Genomic DNA, 19,372 nt, shown 5'->3' with positions numbered 1-19,372 from the left:
TGATTTTATGGAAAAAATTCTTGTTGTAGAAGATGATAAGATAAGCAGACGAATAATCAGGGAAATTCTCAGCAGAAGCGGATACGAAGTATTTGAAGCTGAAGATGGTGCTCAAGGTTTGGAGTCCTTTAAAGCTAACAAACCGGACCTTGTTCTTACTGATTATCAGATGCCTGTTATGAATGGATTGAGAGTTCTCTCAGAGATCCGTAACCTTCAGCCTGCAGTTCCGGTTATTATGCTTACCGGATTTGGAGATATTGCTCTCATAATAAAATCCATCCAGCTGGGTGCATTTGATTTTCTGGAGAAACCAATCAACACTCCTCAGTTAAAAGAGGTTGTTGCCAGCGCACTTAATTCTGTAATCAGCAGCAAGAAACACGACCAGGTATTAACAGAGGGTATATCTATTGACAAAAAAATACAGGAGAACATCCTTATTGGGAGGTCTCCGCAGATAAAGGATATATTCAAAAATATAGGAAGGGTCTCTCTTAATAAAGTTAATATACTTATTGAGGGGGAGTCCGGAACAGGTAAAGAGCTAATTGCAAGACTAATTCACTACTCAGGTATAACAAGAGACAAACCGCTTGTGGTTGTTAACTGTAGTGCATTAACTGAGACTTTGCTGGAAAGTGAACTTTTTGGCCACGAAAAGGGTTCATTTACGGGATCATTAAAGACCAAAAAGGGAAAATTTGAACTGGCAGAGGATGGAACCATATTCCTAGATGAGATTTCTGAAATTAGCCCCAACACACAGGTAAAACTTCTCCGCGTTATTCAAGAACTTGAATTTGAAAGAGTTGGAGGCGAAACAACTCTCCCTATGCAGGCAAGGATTATTGCTGCAACAAACAAGAAACTGGAAAAGCTGATTGAGGAGGGCAAATTCAGAGAGGACCTCTATTACAGGTTAAAGGTATTTACTGTACAGCTACCACCTCTTAGAGAGCGCAGAGAGGATATAAAGGATCTCACCATCCACTTCCTTACAAAACTGAACAAAAGATTCAATAAAAATGTTACTAAGATAGGGGACGGCGTAATAGAAATGCTTCAGCAGCACACTTGGCCGGGGAATGTGAGAGAGCTTGAAAACACCATAATGCAGGCGATTGTGATGTCAAAGAATGATGTACTTGAGGTTGAAAATATAAAGATTAATCAAAGGGCAACTGAGGGATCTCAGGAGTTCAACCAGAAGTTTGAACTCAGAAGTCTTGCCGATATTGAAAAGGATTACATTAAACGAGTTCTTGACGAGGTAAGATGGAACAAGATTGAGGCTTCAAGAATACTTGAAATTACGAGACCTACTCTTAACGCCAAGATTGAGAAATACAAACTTGAACAGGAGTAGTTAATCTTCCCTTATGAATGTATCCTTATAACCAATTCTCCTCAAGGAGCCGATTATCTTTTGAGCCTCTGCTCTATTAGCAAAAGATTGCGAAACATATCTGTAAACCCCATCAGGGTACTTAATCTCCTCAATTTTTAAATCAGGCACAAATCTCATAATTTTAGCCAGTACCTCTTTATCTCTCATAGGAACATTAAAGGCATAGATCTGCACTCTGAATCCTACAATTTGAGCGGGTTTTGGTGCCAGCTGCGGAATAGCCTGTTGCTGAACTGTCTGTTGCTGAACCGTCTGAGGAGATGGTTGTGGAGCCGGTTGTGTGGCAGGCTGCGGAACTGCAACCTCCTCCTTCAGAAGAGTGAAGTCAAGCCCCCCAACAAGGTCTCCGTCGTATGAAGGTTGTATTGTAAATGGAATAGTCATTTCTGAGACATCCATCTCAAGTTTGCCAATCTGTACAGAGTCAAGAGAAGCGTAGTACTCACCCGGTTTTAGACCAAGGAAGCTGTAGTAGCCATCCGGTTCTGAGAGAACTGACTTAATCATGTTACCATCCTTGGTGAAGAACTTAACAATAATTCTGCCCAGACCCTGCTCAGTTGACTTCCCTCTCTTTATATTAACCATACCGGAGGCCTCTCCCAGCGGGAATACAGGAATCTCAACCCTCTTCATTTTGTTTGGTTCGGCCTCAACCCCTATTACCTTAAATGGAATCTGCCACGAAATATTTTCTGTTGAGCTGGCACTAACCTCTATATTATAAATAGTATATGGCTCCAGATCTGTAACTCTGATTGTTGAACTCTTCTCGTCAAACTGTGAAATACCGCCACTAACCCTGGCAGATATACCGCTGATTGCACTCTCCCCTTCATCCATTACTCCATTGCAGTTTATGTCAAGGAACGGAATAATTATTGCTCCGCCTCTTCCTACCGAACCTCTGTTTCTGAAAGCTACATATTTGTTCTTTGCATCAACAATAACACCACCCCCGGCAGATTCTGAGAATGAGTAGTTTTTGCCGCTCTTCCTTGCATTTACAGAGAATCTTGCGAACGATAGTTCAAATCTCATTCCAAGTTCAATATTTGATGTTTTTGATGAGAAGTTCTGCTCATATGAAAGGTTAGCATATCCTATTCTGGAGAACTGTTTGTCAACAGATACCTTTGCATTGACAAAAGAGCCTGAAGTGTAATTAAATTGCGTTTGCGGAGTTACAATAAACCCTGCGGGTAGTCTGAAAGCCATTGAGAGGGCGCTGTAAACAAAGGGAGAAGAGCCCGTAAAAAATCTTGCTTGCGTAGAGAGGTTTGCCGAAAAACTTCTGAATCCTGCGGAGAGAACCATCTCAGTTGCAAAGGTATTTGCATTTGGCAGAATCAGCTGCATTGCAGCCACTCTTGCAAACATAGAGAAGCTTTTGCCTCTTATAGGAAGAGCCAGAGATACTTTTCTCTCCTCCAGAGTGCTCGTTGGGAATGCCTTCTGGTCTTTGTTATATTTGAGATAATTTAACTCAATGTTAAGATTTTTGGCAATTCTGTAACTTAGAACAGACTCAAACTTAACCTTATAGACATATTCTGCATTTAGAAGCATCTCCGGCAGAATCTTCAACGAAGATCTTACATAAGGCATAAATTTATTTTCAGAGAGGGCTGAATAAAATTCCACCCCTGCCCCTCCTGAAAGGCTTCTTCCAAAACCATAATTAATATCTGCCCTCGCATATTTAGCCATAAGTGAGTCCTCTGTTACACCCGCAGTAAGGTTATATTCCAATGTCCCTTTAGGAAGGAAATTAAATGGTATTGAGAGTATCCTGTCCTCAGACCTCTCTTCGCCGTAAGGACCGTAAAACTGCAATTTAACATTGGTCTCGCCATATACCAGAGGAACCTCAAAGCTAAAGAAGCCGGAGGCATCGGCCTGCATATAGTTAACAAGAATATTGTTTACATACAGCTCCACCATCCACCCCGGCTCCGTCATATCGCTTAGTATATATGTGCCGAAAGAGCGGCGGTATGTAGTGGGTGCATTTGTTATATGGGCACCAACAAGCGGAGCACCCAGGCTCACCTTCCCGGATGAGGAGACTCTTCCCAGTGTAAGCTGCCTTATAACCTTATTGTTATTGTTGGCATAGCGCCATAAATAGTCCTGCTGTCTCAGGTCAAATGGATTATCTGTATCAAAATTCAGTGTGAAATTAGCTTCACCTCCCAATAACTGAGTTCCCGCTCTTACATTAAACCTTGTGCTCACATTTCCCCCAATCTGCTGGTTTGAGTTCACATTCCAGTCGAAGTTGCCGGCATGAATAAGCGACCTCTTCATCCTGTAAGTGGTATCAGGGGTGACATCATCCTGAATCTTGCTTATGTTTTTCCGCATCTCCTCCAGCCTTATCTCCCTGATAATTGGTAGTTCAACCTGAGTATTAAGAGTAACCGACAGGGAGCGAAAATTAAATGACATTCCCAGTCCAAAGACATCCCCAAAGACCTTTGCCCTTATATAGAGAGAGCTCTCTGTCCGGATAAAGTCCTCAGATGTTAACTGATACTCCTTTTTTTGGTAAATAATTTTATTCCCCGGTCTTGATATTATGTACTGAGCATCCGGGGAGACAATGAATCCTGTCACCTCATCAAAACCCGGTGTGTAATCAATTTTTATTTTGAGATATGTGAAGAGGTCCGTTACCGAGAGGTAGGCCTCACTGTTTTTAATTGCCGCAGGAACCTCGGCAGAGCCCACTCTGGGGATTGAGAGGAAGACCGATAATTCGTCAAATTCATAGGACTCCTCCTGTGAATAGGATAGAACAGAAGCCTGTGTTAAAACAAGAATTAAGAGCAGAATATTTTTGAGAAATCTCCTGAAGACAATCATTTAAATGTGCCCATTAGGGTAAATACTGCCAGTTTGTCCAGTAGTTGAGAATATATTGTCCAGTCGAGATATAATCTGCTTCAATCGCATTATTTGGAATGCTGAGTTTAGCCCCAACTCTGACTGTTACAAATCCTCTTCCCTCACGGAAGTTAATCTTATTCTGAGTGTAACTCTCCAGAACATCTCCCTCTGCATAAATCGTATAGCTGTTTGGAGTTACATATAATCTACCAGATCTTTGTATATCCTGTGATTGAAGTTCGCCACCACCTCTTCCTTTTTGGATTATTATTGTTAATTTTTCAAGCGCAGTTTTCTCAATTCTGAATGTAAATGGTTTAATTGTGGAGATATCATCATATACAACTCCAGAGTATGATGAACTGGCAGGGGAAGCGGGATTTATAGTTATTGTAGCCTGCCCGCTGCCGGTCTTATAGAATACACCAAAATTCATCTCCTCAATGCTTCCCGGCACAAGTCTTAGTTGCGACCAGGAAATGTTGAAAATCAAAAGCATTAAAAAAGATAAAATTACTCCTCTCCTCATTTTTATTATTTTAAATTAAGCAGAGCTTCTGATAGCTTTTCAGGATTTCTGTCACTCTGTGAGTAATATTCTACTTTAATTGTTCCGGAACCTAAGTTTACCGGAATATTTTTATCTAGCAGGTAATTAAATTTCCTTGTTGTATTTGGAGTATAAACTGCAATACCATTTACTGCCCCTACTGGGGTATTTGTTCCATCAGGTGCAATATGTGTAACTCTAATATCACCATAAGCAGACATATTACCTGTTCTGTTAAATGTAATGCTGAGCACCTTTGTGGTATCATTAACCTGACTAAGAGCCAGATCAGAAAGGGTAACCCTGGTACTATTCTCCCCTGTTCTTATTATTATTGGAATTGTGATACCGAATATTGGTATGAGCCTTATGCTAAGCGCCGCTGTATCTGCATTTGCATCCTCCATACCCAATGCCCCCTCTTTGGGTACAGCTCTGAAGTATACATGTGATCTGTATTCTCCCGGTGCCAGTCTCTCTCTGTTTATTACCTGCATTCTCACTGTCTGAGCTTCTCCCGGAGCCAAAGTTACACTCCTTGGAAAGAAGCGCAGGTTTTTATCTGCAAAATTCTGACCCGGATCCGGTTCTGTGATCTCCTGAAATGAACCATCCTCTGTCATTCTGTACTGTACAAAAGAGACATTATAGGTAGCCGTATCTCTGCCTGTATTAGAAAGATTCAACTCTTCAACCCTTTTATTCCCCTCAAAGACAACCCTTCTGGGTGTAATCAGCAAATCTCCCTGAGCAAATAAAGATGCTGTAAAAACCATAAAAATTAGCAGAGAGATAAAATTTATAAAAGGAACATTTTTCGTTTTAGGGTACATAATGCTTAGTTTTAAATATTGAATCAAATATATTAAAAAATTTAACATCAGTTGTTGTTTAAATTGACTACAAATGTTCCTGTGTAAGTACCCTTTGGCTGATTTGCATCAACATTTAGAGTTCCTCCTACATAAAAATGCGCCTCGCCAACATTACTAAAATATCCAATACTAAAATTTGTCAGATTTACAGTAACCGTATTAGCCGAGTTTTGTGTATTTTGTAAAACAATCGAAGATTGATTAACTGATATGGTGAACGGCTGATTCTGTTTCCCTTTAACTAAAAACTCCGCTCTTGTTCTTAAAGAGGGTTGAGGAACAACCCCTCCTGTACTTGTTGAAACATTAGTTTGTGGATTTATTGAAAAAGAGCCGGATGAAGATGTAACAGCAATGACTCCAAAATTAAGATCAATTAATTTTTGAATTGAGTAAAGATCTCCTGGTTTTTTTGTCAATATGGTGGCATATATATTTGAATTAAGAGAGGCACTATTGTCTTGTGAATAAAGATTATAACCACTTGAACAATGCAAAATGGTTAGAATCACAAAAAAAGAGAGTTTATTCTTGATTTTCAACATATTCAAAAGTACAAAAAATTAATTATACGAGAAAGTTATTACATAACTTCCGCTATACTGCCCTACCGGGTTGTCTGCTATGGTGCCTACCCTCAAGGTAGCTCCTATGCTAAGAACCAATGACCCCTTGGTTAGAACACCAGTGCCTATACTCGTTACATTATTAGCCTCCCACCTGACAACCTCCATGGTCTTGCCTGTGGAGAGGTTGGTCAAGATAGTGGAGGTTTGTGGTAAATTTATTGTTACTGTAGCATCACTCTGACCCGCCAACTGAAAACTGGCCGGATTATACCGACCCCCGCTCAATGTAACTGTCCCCTGGGACATCCTTACGCCATCAGGAGTGATCCGAATCTCTCCACCGGCGGTCTCAGGTGAGAACCTGCCAAAGTTCAACGCTGCGACCTCGGCGGCCCTGAGAGCCTCAATAACCTCTGCCGTAGCGGTAGCCGTTACGCTAGCCTGGGATCTGCCATGTATGGAAAAACCAAGAACAAAGAGTGAAACTGCCACCAGTACCTTATATATAATCCTTGCATTCATATCTTATGTTCTCTTTTTGTTATTTGTTATTTGTTCTTTGTTATTTGTCTGTCTGATTAGTCTCGCCTCTTTCACCTCTCCCCCTATCTGCAACAATACACTGTCCGGAGTGGGGCAGTGTATCGTCGTTAGATGTCTATGGAAGACTAGTTGTAGTTTACTATTACATTAAAGGTAGCGGTATAATCGCCTGCTACTTGACCAGCAACTACATTCAGTGTAGCTCCAACTTCAAAAGTCTCTGTTCCTCCTGTAAGTTTTTTTGTGGCATTATTACTAAAGCCTGTTAATTTCATCTGCTCTGTAGCAACTGTTGATTTTCCGTCTTTCTTCAAAATAACTGCGTTATCAGCAGGGAGTGTAATAGCGTAAGTAGCATCTGCCATTCCATCTACTTTAAACGAAGCAGATGAAGTAATACCTGCTATTGATGGAGCTTTAACACCTGAATGATCGATTGCTCCGTCTGGATTTACAGTAACTGATCCACCTTCTGCACTAGCTATGATATTACCAAAAGCCAGATCACGTTGCCATAATATAGAGATTGGTGTTACGATTGTTGCTGATGCGCTTGCTTCACCTGTAGCTTTGGGGTTCTGGGCACTTGCCATTACTGATACGCCTGAGAAAAGAATTGCGATTGCGAAAAATTTGATTGCTTTCATGATTGTTATTTTTTTAGTTTTTTATGTTTTCAATTTTGCTTCTGCCCTTTATAAATCACAAAGTGTGCCGTTAACATTTAATTTTATGGCACGATGATTGATATTATTACATAATATCTACTATGTGCTTGTTATTCTTCTAGTTATAAAACTTGGCAAAACACTTAAAATCTTTCAAAATACTTTTACGCCTCTTTTCAAGTGAAAAATTCTTTACAGCAATGTAAAATTTTAAACCAAAAAAGATCTCTTTTTAACAGAAAACAGCTAAACCAAATTGACTGTTTTTGTATTAAATATCAATCAATTATTGTTGATAGGATATCTATAACAAAAAGGCGACCTCGCGGCCGCCCAATCATGGAACGCAATCTAAACCTTATATATCCTAGTTATACGAGAAAGTTATTACATAACTTCCGCTATACTGTCCTACAGGGTTGTCTGCTATAGTGCCTACCCTCAAGGTAGCTCCTATGCTAAGAACCAATGACCCCTTGGTTAGAACACCAGTGCCTATACTCGTTACATTATTAGCCTCCCACCTGACAACCTCCATGGTCTTACCCGTGGAAAGATTGGTTAAAATAGTAGAGCTCTGTGGTAAACTTATGGATACCGTAGCGTCACTCTGGCCCGCAAGCTGGAAGCTAGCAGGGTTATACTGACCCCCGCTCAATGTAACTGTCCCCTGGGACATCCTTACGCCATCAGGAGTGATCCGTATCTCGCCACCGGCGGTCTCAGGTGAGAACCTGCCAAAGTTCAACGCTGCTACCTCAGCGGCCCTGAGAGCCTCAATAACCTCTGCCGTAGCGGTAGCCGTTACGCTAGCCTGGGATCTGCCATGTATGGAAAAACCAAGAACAAAGAGTGAAGATGCCACCAGTAACTTATATATAATCCTTGCCTTCATATCTTATGACTTCTCTTTTTGTTATTTGTTCTTTATTATTTGATAGTTGTCCGTTTGATCCTTTAATCCTCATATCTCTCGCTCCCACTATCTGCAACAATACACTGTCCGGAGTGGGGCAGTGTATCGTCGTTAGATGTCTATGGAAGACTAGTTGTAGTTTACTATTACATTAAAGGTAGCGGTATAATCGCCTGCTACTTGACCAGCAACTACATTCAGTGTAGCTCCAACTTCAAAAGTCTCTGTTCCTCCTGTAAGTTTTTTTGTGGCATTATTACTAAAGCCTGTTAATTTCATCTGCTCTGTAGCAACTGTTGATTTTCCGTCTTTCTTCAAAATAACTGCGTTATCAGCAGGGAGTGTAATAGCGTAAGTAGCATCTGCCATTCCATCTACTTTAAACGAAGCAGATGAAGTAATACCTGCTATTGATGGAGCTTTAACACCTGAATGATCGATTGCTCCGTCTGGATTTACAGTAACTGATCCACCTTCTGCACTAGCTATGATATTACCAAAAGCCAGATCACGTTGCCATAATATAGAGATTGGTGTTACGATTGTTGCTGATGCGCTTGCTTCACCTGTAGCTTTGGGGTTCTGGGCACTTGCCATTACTGATACGCCTGAGAAAAGAATTGCGATTGCGAAAAATTTGATTGCTTTCATGATTGTTATTTTTTTAGTTTTTTATGTTTTCAATTTTGCTTCTGCCCTTTATAAATCACAAAGTGTGCCGTTAACATTTAATTTTATGGCACGATGATTGATATTCTTATACTAAACCTCTCATCTATCTGTCTGTCTTTGCATTACAAAACCTCACAAACAACTGAAAATTTCTAAAAATAGTTTTACCCCTGTTTTCAAGTGAAAAAATCTTTACACCACTGTAAAATTTTAAACCAGGAAAAAACTTTTTAACAGGAAACAGAAGGACCAAATAACCTGTTTTAATATTATATACCTATTATATTTATGCGGGTATGCGTCGTTGATCTGTGTAAAAGTCATTTCCCGCAGCGGAAGCTCGGGTTATTTCCCGCTCATTTCGCAAGCTGGTTACAGACTTGTGGTGCGCGTAAATAACCCTGGCAGTGAGAATAACTTGTGCCTTATGGCTAAACCTGCGAAGCACCTTATAAACTTGGTTAGTGGCGGTGAATTGGCGGGAGGCGGGCGAGGGTTTGAGGGGGATATTTATTTATCTAATAGGAAGTTAGATATTTGAAAATTGGTTTTAAAAAAAGTTTTTCAAAAAGCAATTTGCAATTACTTATTTTTTAAGCACATATACGAATATCCCTGTCAAACCTATTTTCAGATGTGTGAAAATATAGTTATATACCTGTATATTATTGATAACATATAATGGTATCTGCTTATCTGTATCAGCTTAGGAAAACATTGGTTCATGAAATATTAAAAAAAAGGCTAACCCATTTGGCCAGCCTCGAGTGGTTGATAAAAAACTAACTTGCTTCTGATATTTAATTATATGCAAAAACCATTGTATATGAACCTTTGTAAAGGCCGCTCTGCTGGTTGTCTGCTAATATTGCTTTTCCTTTAATTTCTACGGTTGAACGGGAGCTGCCTGCTGAGTAAATTTCCATATCTATTTTTTCGCCTCTGGAGTCGGAAAGATTGGCGTTTGTCATCATTACATTATAAGAGAGGTGTGATCCGGTTGAAAGGGTAACTGAACCAAGATTAAGATTATCGTTTGCACCTGCTGAGGTAACATTGGCTGTGAGATTTGTAACGGCGTTTGATTTTGCGCTTACTGATTCAACAACTTCTGCGAAAACATGACCGGTAACCTTAACCTGAGAGATAGCAGCCAAAGAGAGAAGCATCGCTGCCGAGAGGGCTGTCAGGAATTTTATTTTAAGATTTGTTTTCATTGCTCCCTTGTTTCTGAGAGCAAATTTAAAAAAAGAAATTTTACAAAACAAGCATTTTGTAAATTATTTTTTTACACTTTGTAAACTTTCTTTACTTGATGGAAGATTTTATTTCAATTATTTCAAACATTCCCCGGTCTGCCATAGTTATAAATGCCAGCTTTTCATCCCTTGAGAGGACAATATTTGAGCAGAGTTTACCTTTGAGAATAAACTCTTTAATCAATTTTCCGCGTGGTGAAAAGAGGGCCACAGTACCCTTCCCGTGTCTGGTTATGTAAAGATTTCCCTTTGAATCGCACCTCATACCATCCATTCCGTAGTCAGGAAATTTTTTAAATATTTTTTTATTGCCAATTGTTCCGTCTTTGCGAATCTTATAAACCCAGACAACTCTCTGTATTGACTCATTTACATAAAGCCTCTTTCCGTCTGGGCTAACCTCTATACCGTTGGTTGTACCCATATTCTCCTCCAGCAGTGTTACTTTTCCTGCTCTGTCTATCATCCATAACTTTCCTGTGGAATCTCTCCAGGCGGGGTCGCTGGCATATAAGATCTCGGAAACAGGAGAGATAGCAATATCGTTGGGCTGATTCATCGCCGGTTCGTGGGCAAATACAGATATCTCTTTTGTCGAAGGGTCTACCTTTAATATATTGTGGCGGGGATAATCGGCAATGTACATAAATCCGCTCTTGTCAAACCTGATTCCGTTTCCCACAGAGCCGTCAGGGAGTACGACAAAGAGGGAGGCTGTACCATCAGGTGTAACCACACCAATAGTCCCCTGCCGGGCAAAGTTTACTGCGTAGAGGTTTCCGGCTGTATCAACAGCAGGCCCTTCAATGCCGCGGGTAAATGTCCATTCACTGAGGAGGTCTGTTGAGTGGCAGATTTTTTCCTGCGCCTCTGTTTGTAATGTAATGAAGAGAATGGTGGCAAAGAGGCAGTATCTTTTCATAAAAATGTTTTTATAAAGATACTAGATATATTTTATTCTGACCCTCTTCATAAAGTTACTACCCTCAAGAAGCACCTTTAGTCTTCTAACAAGATTTCTGCGGATCTCCATCTCTACAGGGAGAGAGGGGTCATAGTGGGCCTCATTTATTCGGGTACCCATGAGAATGTCAATAATATCGTTCTGTAAAATTAGTTTAAGTATATCTCCTGCGGGGGACTCCTCCGGTTTACTCCCCTCCCTCCAGTTCTGAAGGAGATCTGCAAGGTGTCCTAATGTGAGAATACCCTCTGTGACCAGGTCTGCACCCTCCATTCTTGCTGTGGATGGAAGAGTGGTCTTTACCTGCTGCCTCCCATCACCTGTCACCCTCCTCCCAAGCTCTCTTGAGAGTATATGTGCTGTGGTTCCGCCACATACAATTTTTTTGCCCGGATGGGTGTCAAATATTTGAGCCATCTCTTTGTCTCTCTCTTTGTCAAAAGGGGGACCTGTGCAAATAAGCATTTTTCTTGGTGCCCTCAAATAGACAACCGCGCAGGTGATGTCATCCCTGGAAATGAAGAGATCATTGTGCAAAGCCTTCTGCATAACTATTTTTGAGAGATCCTTTGCCGAGACCTCGGGATGTTTTGTAACAAAATCTTCAAGGAAGGAGATCACTCCTGCTCTCTCCCATCCTGCGGGGTACTGAGTTGTGCCGAGTCCGCTCTGGGTAACTCCGTCGCTGAGGAATATAAGTCTGTCTCCCTTAAATAGCATAACCCTGCTCTCCAGCATTGAGCGAATTCCCTGGCGGGTCTTTATTTTTGCCGATTTTTTGCGGGTCTCAAAGTGTCTGTTTCCGCGAAGCAGGATGTAGTCAGGGTTGTCGTACTCTACAATGTGCGCTTCTCCGTTTCTGTCAATATCAAACATTGAGCAGGTGGCGTAACTTATCTTTTCACCGGCATCCTCCGGAAGAGTGTCCAGTATAGTACTTAAGGACTCTGTGAGAGGTCTTTTGTGGAGCATATAGTTCATCGCCATTGAGGCGGTAAGGGTGCTGAGAACATTTGCCCTTATTCCGCTGCCCAATCCGTCAGAGAGGACCGCCCCAAAACGCTCCCCGCCGGAGATGCTTTTTGAGAGAAAAGTATCGCCTCCCACTACATTTCCGTTTTTAAACTCCTGTGTGTGGGCTATCTCAATGAAAAACTGATCCTCCTCTTCACCAAAAAACATAGTCTGCCTTTTAATTGTGTTACCTCTTCTTCTCTACAACGGAATTAAGGACACTCTCCGTAAAAGAGGCGCTTTCACCAAGAATATATGCAATGCGCTGAACAGATTCCGCATTATGTCTTATAACCTCCTTTATCTTGTCAGAAATTATATCCTTTATAACCTGAGAGTCATCCATGTTCTGAATAACTCCGCAAACCAGTTTGTGTGGCTGTATTGAAATAATTGAAAGTGAGAGATTGCGGCCATCCTCTCTTATGTCAAACTCCCGGTTCTCTTCACCGGAAGAGAGTACAGCAGCAAAGTATTTATGGTAGGTTATAACCTTTTTCAGGTCTGCACCGCTCAAACCTCCCAAAGCCTCTGATATCATCTGTATCTCGCTGCCCCCCATCTCAATAAATTTATCATTTGCATCAACAATTCTGAGATTTTCATCTGCGAGCACAACTCCGTACGGCATTTTGCGAAGTAGTATGGATGCCTGGTTTTGAGCCTCTCTCCTCATCTGGGAAATGCACATCTCCCTCTCTGCCTTACCCTCAAGAATTGCAAGTGCATAGGCTCTGCAATTATCATATCCGCAGCCGGAACAGTTAAGCTCATCCGATTTATTCTGTTTGCCCATAGAGACCAGAACCGCCTTAATCTCCTCTTCGCTGTGAAGGCAATTAATTTTGTATGGAATTTTGTATTTACTGTTTGAGATGTCAATCTCGCTGTAAACTAAGGGCAGCGCCAGACCTGATCGTTTAAAGATATCAAAGTCGTTGAGCAGTCTGTTTCTCTTTGCTGCAACACCCGGGTTCTTTGCAGTTGCGGGACCCTTTATACAGCCACCCTCGCAGGCCATCAGTTCAATAAATACCCTTTTATCAGGACTCCAGGATGAGAGCTCTCCGCATATCTCCATTACTGAATTCATCCCTGAAAAACTCATATAGCCCTGATCTACGGGTCTTATCTCTCCGCACATCGTGCTTATCATTCCGCTGTCTACTGGAAAGAGTCCTGCTCTCTCAGAGGCTCCTATAACAAAATCATCCGGAAGCTCTATCCTCTCCATATCCGAGAAGTTTACACCCTCTGCATCCATCAGTTCACGGAACTCATCAAATGTGAGGACGGCATCAATCTCATCCCCGTAAACATCGGCCTCCTGCTTTTTAGCAATACAAGGGCCAATAAAGACAAGTTTTGAATCCCTTCTGCCGGAGGCTCTCAGCATCCTGGCGTGGGCAATCATAGGTGAAACAAAAGGGGCAAGGTGACCTTCAAGTTCCGGATAGTAAATTTTAATGTAGTTCACAACTGATGGACAGCATGTTGCAAGAAGTACGCCACCCTCCTGTTTATCAAGATGGGCAGCTGTGGCTTTGGCAACTACATCGGCACCAAGTGCTGTCTCTGAGACCCCGGTGAATCCCATTGCGTGAAATGCCTTGATAAAATTGACAAATGTTACATTGTCAAAATCAGAAACAAAAGAGGGAGCCAGACAGGCAATAACATCATAACCGTGATTGAGCCAATCCCTGACCGTATCCAGCTCCTCTCTGTATTTTTTTGCACCGGCCGGGCAGGCGTTTATGCACTGACCGCAATAGATGCAGGTATCATTTATGACTGAGGCGCTAAAGTCCTCTACCTTAATTGATTTTACGGGACATACCTTGATGCATTTGTAACAATCCTGGCAGTTAATCTTCTCAGTGTAAATTACAAGATCCCGTTTCATAACTTCTATATTTTACCGAGCCTTCTTGTGGCCGCTTTATAATCCGATATAGTGCTGCATCCGTTCACACATCCCCCCTGGCACATCATAACCTCAATCATATTTGCATCAGTCTTGCCACTCTGCACAATACCCCTCAGGAACTTCACAGACTCTTTGTCAAGTCCGTTTATGACCATTGGTTTGTATGACCCGGAATCATGCAGATACTGTGCCACCGATGCTGCCACTCCGCCTGTTTTTGCATAATAGCGGCCACTTTTCTCAATTTCTGCAGATAGCTCAAGAGGTTCACAGGAGGCGATATCAATACCCCTTGCCTTTATAATTGCATCCAGCTCCTCAAATGTGATAACATAGTCAACATTTAAATCGTAGAAACCCTCCACCCTCTTTGCTATACAGGGGCTTATGAATACCGTTACAGAATCAGGCTGTGATTTTTTTACAAGCTCTGCTGTGTAAGAGGCGGGGGTTCTTGTGTGAGAAATATACGGCAAAAGATCCGGAAGATTTTTCTCAGCCCACGCTTTATATGATGGACAACAGGATGTTGTCATAAAAGGGGCTCCACCCTCCTTTACACGCTCCTCCCACTCATCGGCCTCGTTCCTGGAGGTAACATTTGCTCCCATTGCAACCTCAACAACCTCGTCAAATCCGCTGGCCTTCACAGCTGCCAGTATCTTCCCGTAGGGCTGATCGTACTGGCCGGCAAGGGCCGGGGCAACCATTGCAACTAGTTTCCTTGTGGGATCTTTCATCTCCTGTGCAATCTGAACAAGGTATGTCTTCTCCATAATGGCTCCAAATGAGCAGGCCTCTTTACACTTCCCGCAGAACACACATTTACTCCAGTCAATAACTTCAACCCCCCTCTCGTTCTTTGAAATTGCTCCAACCGGGCAGGCCTCTTCACAGGGGACGGGTGTATATACGATTGCGTGGAAGGGACAAGCTACCAAACATCTTCCGCAGTTTACGCAGAGAGCCGGGTCTATTACTGCGTGCCCATTAATCTTTACAGCACCTTTATTGCATGCGTAAGTGCAGGGATGACCCACACAAGCCTTGCACAGGTTTGTTACTGTATAGTTCTGTTTAACGCAGGAGCTGCAGGCCTCATCTACTACTGTGAGCATTACATCTGTAAAATCCTTGCGCTCGCCTGACATCTTAGCGTATTCGCTGAGCCTGGTAAGTTCATCTGTCTCGTCTGTTACATTAAAGCCCAGTATGGTCATCACCCTGTATTTAATCACCGCCCTGTCCTTATGGACACAACAACGACTTAACTCTGTAATTCTTGGCCGCATTATTAGCGGTATTCTGTCTATCTCCTCCTCCAGCTTTCCGCTGAAACTCAATTCGCAAACTCTCCACAATAACTCTCTTCGTATTTCTGTTGCCTGATGGTACATATCTATTGAATTTTCGGCCGCAAATGTAGGTAAAGAAGTTATGATTTGTAATAAAAATATTAAAATTTTTAAGCATCCCCCTCGCTGTGGCGTAAAATAAATTGCGGGTGAACATATTTGCTATAGTCTGATAATGCATCAATTACACCATTTTGCATCAAAAAGCGGATGATGTATATATATTTTTTCTAAAATCGTATAAATTATTCAATTTAAGGTGTTTAAAATTTTGTGATTTCAAATCCTTTTGTAAATTTGAAAACATAAACTACTATATATGAATACAATAAACAATTTAACCGGATTTTTCAACACATCATTTGAATTCTTCTCCTTAATCGTCTTTTTGACGATAGGTATTTTTCTAATTTTCCATACTCAGTTATATAAAATTAAGAGGGAGAGGGGCGACGACAGAAGAAAACTTATTGCTGTTTCATTTTTAGCAAATGCAGTTGTTCTCATCCTTAGACAGATCCTGGATATAAATAAGAGTGAGGATGCTCTGTACGATTTTTCGAGTATTATGTTAATTACTCAGCTTGTTTACCCTCTTGTATTATATCTGTATTCGGTAACAGGCAGGAGAATTTTTGCGGCAAAAGAGATCTTTTATACCCTTATTCCGCTGTCAATAATAAACATTTCCACCTCTGTTCTTATTCATACCGGGTCACAAATACCTTTTATTGTTATACTGCTGTCCGGTGTTTCAGTATTGGTTTATCTAATCTTCAGAGTAACTGGATTCACTTGCAGCTATTGTATTCATATCAAAAAATTAATGAAAGATCCATTTGCGGTCAGATGCGAATTGCTGCGTTTCACTCTTTTTATTACCGGAGTGACCATATTTTTAATTTCACTGGTTAATATTTTGTTTACCGCATCAAATTCTCTGATGTTCCCATCTCTTTTAACATTCACTATACTTTCCGCAACGGCAGCATACAGAATGTCACAAGAGGACTTGGTTTTAGCACCACTGTACGATAAGGGAGAGGATAGGGTTAACCAGATAGTGGCAGAAAATTCTGAGCGGATAGAGGATTACAGGTATAACCAGATTAAGGAGAGACTTGAGCAGTATTTTGAGACAGGAAAGCCATATCTTAACAAGAAATTATCAATCAAAGATGTTGCAACAAAGCTCTACACAAACAAAACCTATCTATCAAAGATAATTAACGATAATATGGGTGTCAATTTTAATCAGTATGTAAATACATACAGGATGAAAGAGGTTGATCGCCTCCTTATGGAGGACAGTAAAATAAGCATGAAAGAGCTTTGTGACAAGGCAGGTTTTGGCTGTATGGCAACTTTTGCAGTAGCCTTCAGGTTGAATAAAGGGGATTCTCCTGCAGAGTGGTGTAAAAAGAATGCAAAAAATCTAAACAAAGATGATGAGTCTTTGCAGGATGAGAAGATTTAAAATTTCTGCAGAAAAATTTTCGAGGAGGGTTCTCTTTTTATTTGGTTTAATGGATGTTGGGAACAAAAAAGAGATTCCCTCCTCCCTATTTAATGCCGATGAAATACTTTCAAGAGTTGAGGCTCTGCTGGAGAGAGAGGAGTTGTTCCGATCTTCACAACTCTCAATAAACCTCCTTGCAAGAAGGGCCGGAACAAACAGGACTTATCTATCCAGATGCTTCCAGTTAAAGAGGACAAGCTATGTAAATTATATTAATAATTACAGGCTTAAGTATGCAAAAAAGCTAATTGATTCTTCAGTAAGCGATAGTAAAAGTATTGCAGAGATCTCTGAGTTGGCAGGATTTCCAAATCCAAGGTCTTTTGCAAAGTGTTTCTCTGCAAAATATGGGATGAACCCCTCTCAATACAAAAGAGAGATACTGGCTACACCACCTCATTCCTAAGATTTGCTCTGACAAAGTTCTGTCTGTCGGGGGTATTTTTGCCCATATAGAACTCGAGAAGTTCCGGAATATTGTCATCGTTGCCCAGGCGAACACGATCCAGGCGGATGGTCTCACCTATGAAGTTGCGGAATTCGTCCGGGGAGATCTCTCCAAGTCCTTTGAATCTGGTTATCTCGGGATTGGGGCCGAGTTTTTTAATAGCCTTTTCACGCTCTTCGTCTGAATAACAGTAGGTTGTCTCCTTTTTATTTCTGACACGGAAGAGAGGTGTCTGCAGTATATAAAGGTGTCCCTGCCTTACAAGATCAGGGAAGAACTGAAGGAAGAATGCAAGAAGAAGCATTCTGATGTGCATACCGTCCACATCGGCATCTGTGGCCATCACTATTTTATTATATCTGAGGTTTTCTATATCATCCTCTATGTTAAGTGCGGCCTGGAGGAGGTTAAACTCTTCGTTTTCATAGACAATCTTTTTAGAGAGACCGTATGAGTTTTGAGGTTTGCCCCTTAGTGAAAAGACAGCCTGGGTCATAACATCCCTGCTTTTAGTAATTGATCCGGATGCCGAGTCCCCCTCTGTAATAAAAAGGGTACTCTCCAGTGATCTTTCGTGTTTGTCTGTATAATGGATTCTGCAGTCCCTGAGCTTGCGGTTGTGCAGGTTTGCCTTTTTGGCCCGCTCTCTAGCCAATTTCTGTATGCCTGAGATTGCTTTTCTCTCCTTCTCTGAGTCCAGAATCTTTTTAAGTATGGCATCAGCCGTATCCGGATGGCGGTGAAGGTAGTTATCCAGCTTCTCTTTAAGAAAGTCCCCGATAAAGTTCCTTACAGTTACCCCTCCGGGACCCATCTCTTTGGAGCCCAGCTTTGTCTTTGTCTGTGATTCAAATACCGGATCCTGCACCTTTATACTTACTGCAGCTATCATACCCTGACGGACATCGGCAGGATCAAAATCTCTCTTGTAAAAATCTTTTATTGTCTTGGATACCGCCTCTCTGAAGGCCGAAAGATGGGTACCACCTTGTGTGGTAAACTGGCCGTTAACAAATGATGAAATACCCTCTCCGTAATCGTTTCCATGGGTTATCGCTATCTCAATATCATCCCCTTTAAGATAGATGGGGGGATAGAGAGGCTCCTTTACAAGTGTCTCATTTAGCAGGTCCAGTAGTCCGTTCTTTGAAATAAACTCCTTACCGTCAAATTTAATAAGCAGACCGCTGTTAAGGTAGGAGTAGTTCCTGAGCATTGTCTCAATGAACTCATAGTTGAATATGTAATTCCCAAACAGCTCCTCGTCTGCAAGAAAGGTTACAAGAGTCCCGTTTTTTTCTGAGGTAAGCACCCTCTCCTGCTCTGTAAGAATCCCTTTGCTGAATCTTGCCATCTGAGACTCTCCGTCTCTGTATGACTGAATTTTAAAGTCAATAGAGAGTGCATTAACTGCTTTTATACCCACTCCGTTAAGACCCACAGATTTTTTAAAGGCTTTGTTGTCGTATTTGGCTCCTGTATTCATTTTACTGGCGGCAACAATCAGGGAATCCAACGGGATTCCGCGGCCATAATCTCTTACTGTAACTACCTTGTCACTTATTGAGATTACAATCTGTTTTCCGTAACCCATAGCATACTCATCTACAGAGTTATCCATCACCTCCTTGAGAAGAACATAAATACCATCGTCCGGCGAGGAGCCATCTCCAAGCTTTCCTATGTACATTCCTGGTCTGCGCCTTATGTGTTCATTCCACTCAAGGGTTTTGATTTCGTTCTCGGTATAAGTATTCATTGTGAAGTTTTAGGGTCTGGAGTTGCAA

17 protein-coding genes are annotated in these 19,372 nt (G+C 41.4%); 3 read left to right on the top strand and 14 right to left on the bottom strand.

The window, feature by feature from the left end; translation table 11 throughout:
- The first annotated feature begins 7 nt into the window (after nt 1–7).
- Nucleotides 8–1,369, top strand: coding sequence for a sigma-54 dependent transcriptional regulator (locus U5907_09190; protein ID WRQ32750.1), 1,362 nt, complete (start codon nt 8–10; stop codon nt 1,367–1,369).
- Here the strand turns inward: U5907_09190 and U5907_09185 are convergent, their stop codons facing one another.
- The 13 genes from U5907_09185 to U5907_09125 all read right to left on the bottom strand — a co-directional run bounded on the left by U5907_09185 (nt 1,370) and on the right by U5907_09125 (nt 15,660).
- Entirely contained in the window at nt 1,370–4,279 is a 2,910-nt protein-coding gene (locus tag U5907_09185) for an SPOR domain-containing protein (GenBank protein ID WRQ32749.1), read from the bottom strand.
- Between the two features lie 13 nt (nt 4,280–4,292).
- Nucleotides 4,293–4,832: a hypothetical protein gene (locus tag U5907_09180; GenBank protein ID WRQ32748.1), complete on the bottom strand. Its 540-nt coding sequence runs from the start codon at nt 4,830–4,832 to the stop codon at nt 4,293–4,295.
- 5 nt (nt 4,833–4,837) lie between these two features.
- Entirely contained in the window at nt 4,838–5,686 is an 849-nt protein-coding gene (locus U5907_09175; protein ID WRQ32747.1) for a hypothetical protein, read from the bottom strand.
- Between the two features lie 47 nt (nt 5,687–5,733).
- Complete coding sequence (locus U5907_09170; protein ID WRQ32746.1) at nt 5,734–6,273, bottom strand: DUF4402 domain-containing protein; 540 nt, start codon at nt 6,271–6,273, stop codon at nt 5,734–5,736.
- A gap of 18 nt (nt 6,274–6,291) precedes the next feature.
- A complete protein-coding gene (locus U5907_09165; GenBank protein WRQ32745.1) occupies nt 6,292–6,819 on the bottom strand; it encodes a DUF4402 domain-containing protein in 528 nt (175 codons plus the stop codon).
- Between the two features lie 146 nt (nt 6,820–6,965).
- Nucleotides 6,966–7,487, bottom strand: coding sequence for a DUF4402 domain-containing protein (locus tag U5907_09160; GenBank protein WRQ32744.1), 522 nt, complete (start codon nt 7,485–7,487; stop codon nt 6,966–6,968).
- Nucleotides 7,488–7,875: 388 nt separating this feature from the next.
- Complete coding sequence (locus tag U5907_09155) at nt 7,876–8,403, bottom strand: DUF4402 domain-containing protein (protein WRQ32743.1); 528 nt, start codon at nt 8,401–8,403, stop codon at nt 7,876–7,878.
- A 150-nt stretch (nt 8,404–8,553) separates the two neighbouring features.
- A complete protein-coding gene (locus U5907_09150) occupies nt 8,554–9,075 on the bottom strand; it encodes a DUF4402 domain-containing protein (GenBank protein ID WRQ32742.1) in 522 nt (173 codons plus the stop codon).
- Between the two features lie 821 nt (nt 9,076–9,896).
- On the bottom strand, nt 9,897–10,313 hold the full coding sequence (locus U5907_09145; protein ID WRQ32741.1) for a hypothetical protein: 417 nt from the start codon (nt 10,311–10,313) through the stop codon (nt 9,897–9,899).
- Nucleotides 10,314–10,404: 91 nt separating this feature from the next.
- On the bottom strand, nt 10,405–11,277 hold the full coding sequence (locus tag U5907_09140; protein ID WRQ32740.1) for an SMP-30/gluconolactonase/LRE family protein: 873 nt from the start codon (nt 11,275–11,277) through the stop codon (nt 10,405–10,407).
- Nucleotides 11,278–11,298: 21 nt separating this feature from the next.
- Complete coding sequence (locus tag U5907_09135) at nt 11,299–12,501, bottom strand: SpoIIE family protein phosphatase (GenBank protein WRQ32739.1); 1,203 nt, start codon at nt 12,499–12,501, stop codon at nt 11,299–11,301.
- 19 nt (nt 12,502–12,520) lie between these two features.
- Nucleotides 12,521–14,239, bottom strand: a complete 1,719-nt coding sequence (locus tag U5907_09130) for a [Fe-Fe] hydrogenase large subunit C-terminal domain-containing protein (GenBank protein WRQ32738.1) — start codon at nt 14,237–14,239, stop codon at nt 12,521–12,523.
- A gap of 5 nt (nt 14,240–14,244) precedes the next feature.
- A complete protein-coding gene (locus U5907_09125) occupies nt 14,245–15,660 on the bottom strand; it encodes a monomeric [FeFe] hydrogenase (GenBank protein WRQ32737.1) in 1,416 nt (471 codons plus the stop codon).
- A gap of 277 nt (nt 15,661–15,937) precedes the next feature.
- Between U5907_09125 and U5907_09120 the strand changes: the two genes are divergently transcribed.
- Nucleotides 15,938–17,095 carry a helix-turn-helix domain-containing protein gene (locus tag U5907_09120; GenBank protein ID WRQ32736.1) on the top strand — a complete coding sequence of 386 codons (1,158 nt, stop codon included), beginning with the start codon at nt 15,938–15,940 and terminating at the stop codon, nt 17,093–17,095.
- Nucleotides 17,064–17,543: a helix-turn-helix transcriptional regulator gene (locus U5907_09115; protein ID WRQ32735.1), complete on the top strand. Its 480-nt coding sequence runs from the start codon at nt 17,064–17,066 to the stop codon at nt 17,541–17,543. The genes U5907_09120 and U5907_09115 overlap by 32 nt, the downstream gene beginning before the upstream one ends.
- Here U5907_09115 and U5907_09110 read toward each other — a convergent pair.
- On the bottom strand, nt 17,524–19,344 hold the full coding sequence (locus U5907_09110; GenBank protein WRQ32734.1) for a DNA topoisomerase IV subunit B: 1,821 nt from the start codon (nt 19,342–19,344) through the stop codon (nt 17,524–17,526). The genes U5907_09115 and U5907_09110 overlap by 20 nt on opposite strands.
- Nucleotides 19,345–19,372: the final 28 nt, after the last annotated feature.

This window comes from Bacteroidales bacterium MB20-C3-3, from assembly GCA_035609245.1.
Lineage (GTDB): Bacteria > Bacteroidota > Bacteroidia > Bacteroidales > UBA932 > Bact-08.
Note: the sequence above shows the minus strand (reverse complement) of the source record. Positions and strands in the feature narration are given on the sequence as shown.

Excerpts from the sequence above, each read along its gene's own strand:
- U5907_09110 (WRQ32734.1), bottom strand. The coding sequence starts at position 19,344 with ATGAATACTTATACCGAGAACGAAATCAAAACCCTTGAGTGGAATGAA.
- U5907_09150 (WRQ32742.1), bottom strand. The coding sequence starts at position 9,075 with ATGAAAGCAATCAAATTTTTCGCAATCGCAATTCTTTTCTCAGGCGTA.
- U5907_09120 (WRQ32736.1), top strand. The coding sequence starts at position 15,938 with ATGAATACAATAAACAATTTAACCGGATTTTTCAACACATCATTTGAA.
- U5907_09115 (WRQ32735.1), top strand. The coding sequence starts at position 17,064 with ATGATGAGTCTTTGCAGGATGAGAAGATTTAAAATTTCTGCAGAAAAA.
- U5907_09140 (WRQ32740.1), bottom strand. The coding sequence starts at position 11,277 with ATGAAAAGATACTGCCTCTTTGCCACCATTCTCTTCATTACATTACAA.
- U5907_09125 (WRQ32737.1), bottom strand. The coding sequence starts at position 15,660 with ATGTACCATCAGGCAACAGAAATACGAAGAGAGTTATTGTGGAGAGTT.
- U5907_09190 (WRQ32750.1), top strand. The coding sequence starts at position 8 with ATGGAAAAAATTCTTGTTGTAGAAGATGATAAGATAAGCAGACGAATA.
- U5907_09145 (WRQ32741.1), bottom strand. The coding sequence starts at position 10,313 with ATGAAAACAAATCTTAAAATAAAATTCCTGACAGCCCTCTCGGCAGCG.
- U5907_09170 (WRQ32746.1), bottom strand. The coding sequence starts at position 6,273 with ATGTTGAAAATCAAGAATAAACTCTCTTTTTTTGTGATTCTAACCATT.
- U5907_09185 (WRQ32749.1), bottom strand. The coding sequence starts at position 4,279 with ATGATTGTCTTCAGGAGATTTCTCAAAAATATTCTGCTCTTAATTCTT.
- U5907_09165 (WRQ32745.1), bottom strand. The coding sequence starts at position 6,819 with ATGAATGCAAGGATTATATATAAGGTACTGGTGGCAGTTTCACTCTTT.
- U5907_09175 (WRQ32747.1), bottom strand. The coding sequence starts at position 5,686 with ATGTACCCTAAAACGAAAAATGTTCCTTTTATAAATTTTATCTCTCTG.
- U5907_09135 (WRQ32739.1), bottom strand. The coding sequence starts at position 12,501 with ATGTTTTTTGGTGAAGAGGAGGATCAGTTTTTCATTGAGATAGCCCAC.
- U5907_09130 (WRQ32738.1), bottom strand. The coding sequence starts at position 14,239 with ATGAAACGGGATCTTGTAATTTACACTGAGAAGATTAACTGCCAGGAT.
- U5907_09180 (WRQ32748.1), bottom strand. The coding sequence starts at position 4,832 with ATGAGGAGAGGAGTAATTTTATCTTTTTTAATGCTTTTGATTTTCAAC.
- U5907_09155 (WRQ32743.1), bottom strand. The coding sequence starts at position 8,403 with ATGAAGGCAAGGATTATATATAAGTTACTGGTGGCATCTTCACTCTTT.
- U5907_09160 (WRQ32744.1), bottom strand. The coding sequence starts at position 7,487 with ATGAAAGCAATCAAATTTTTCGCAATCGCAATTCTTTTCTCAGGCGTA.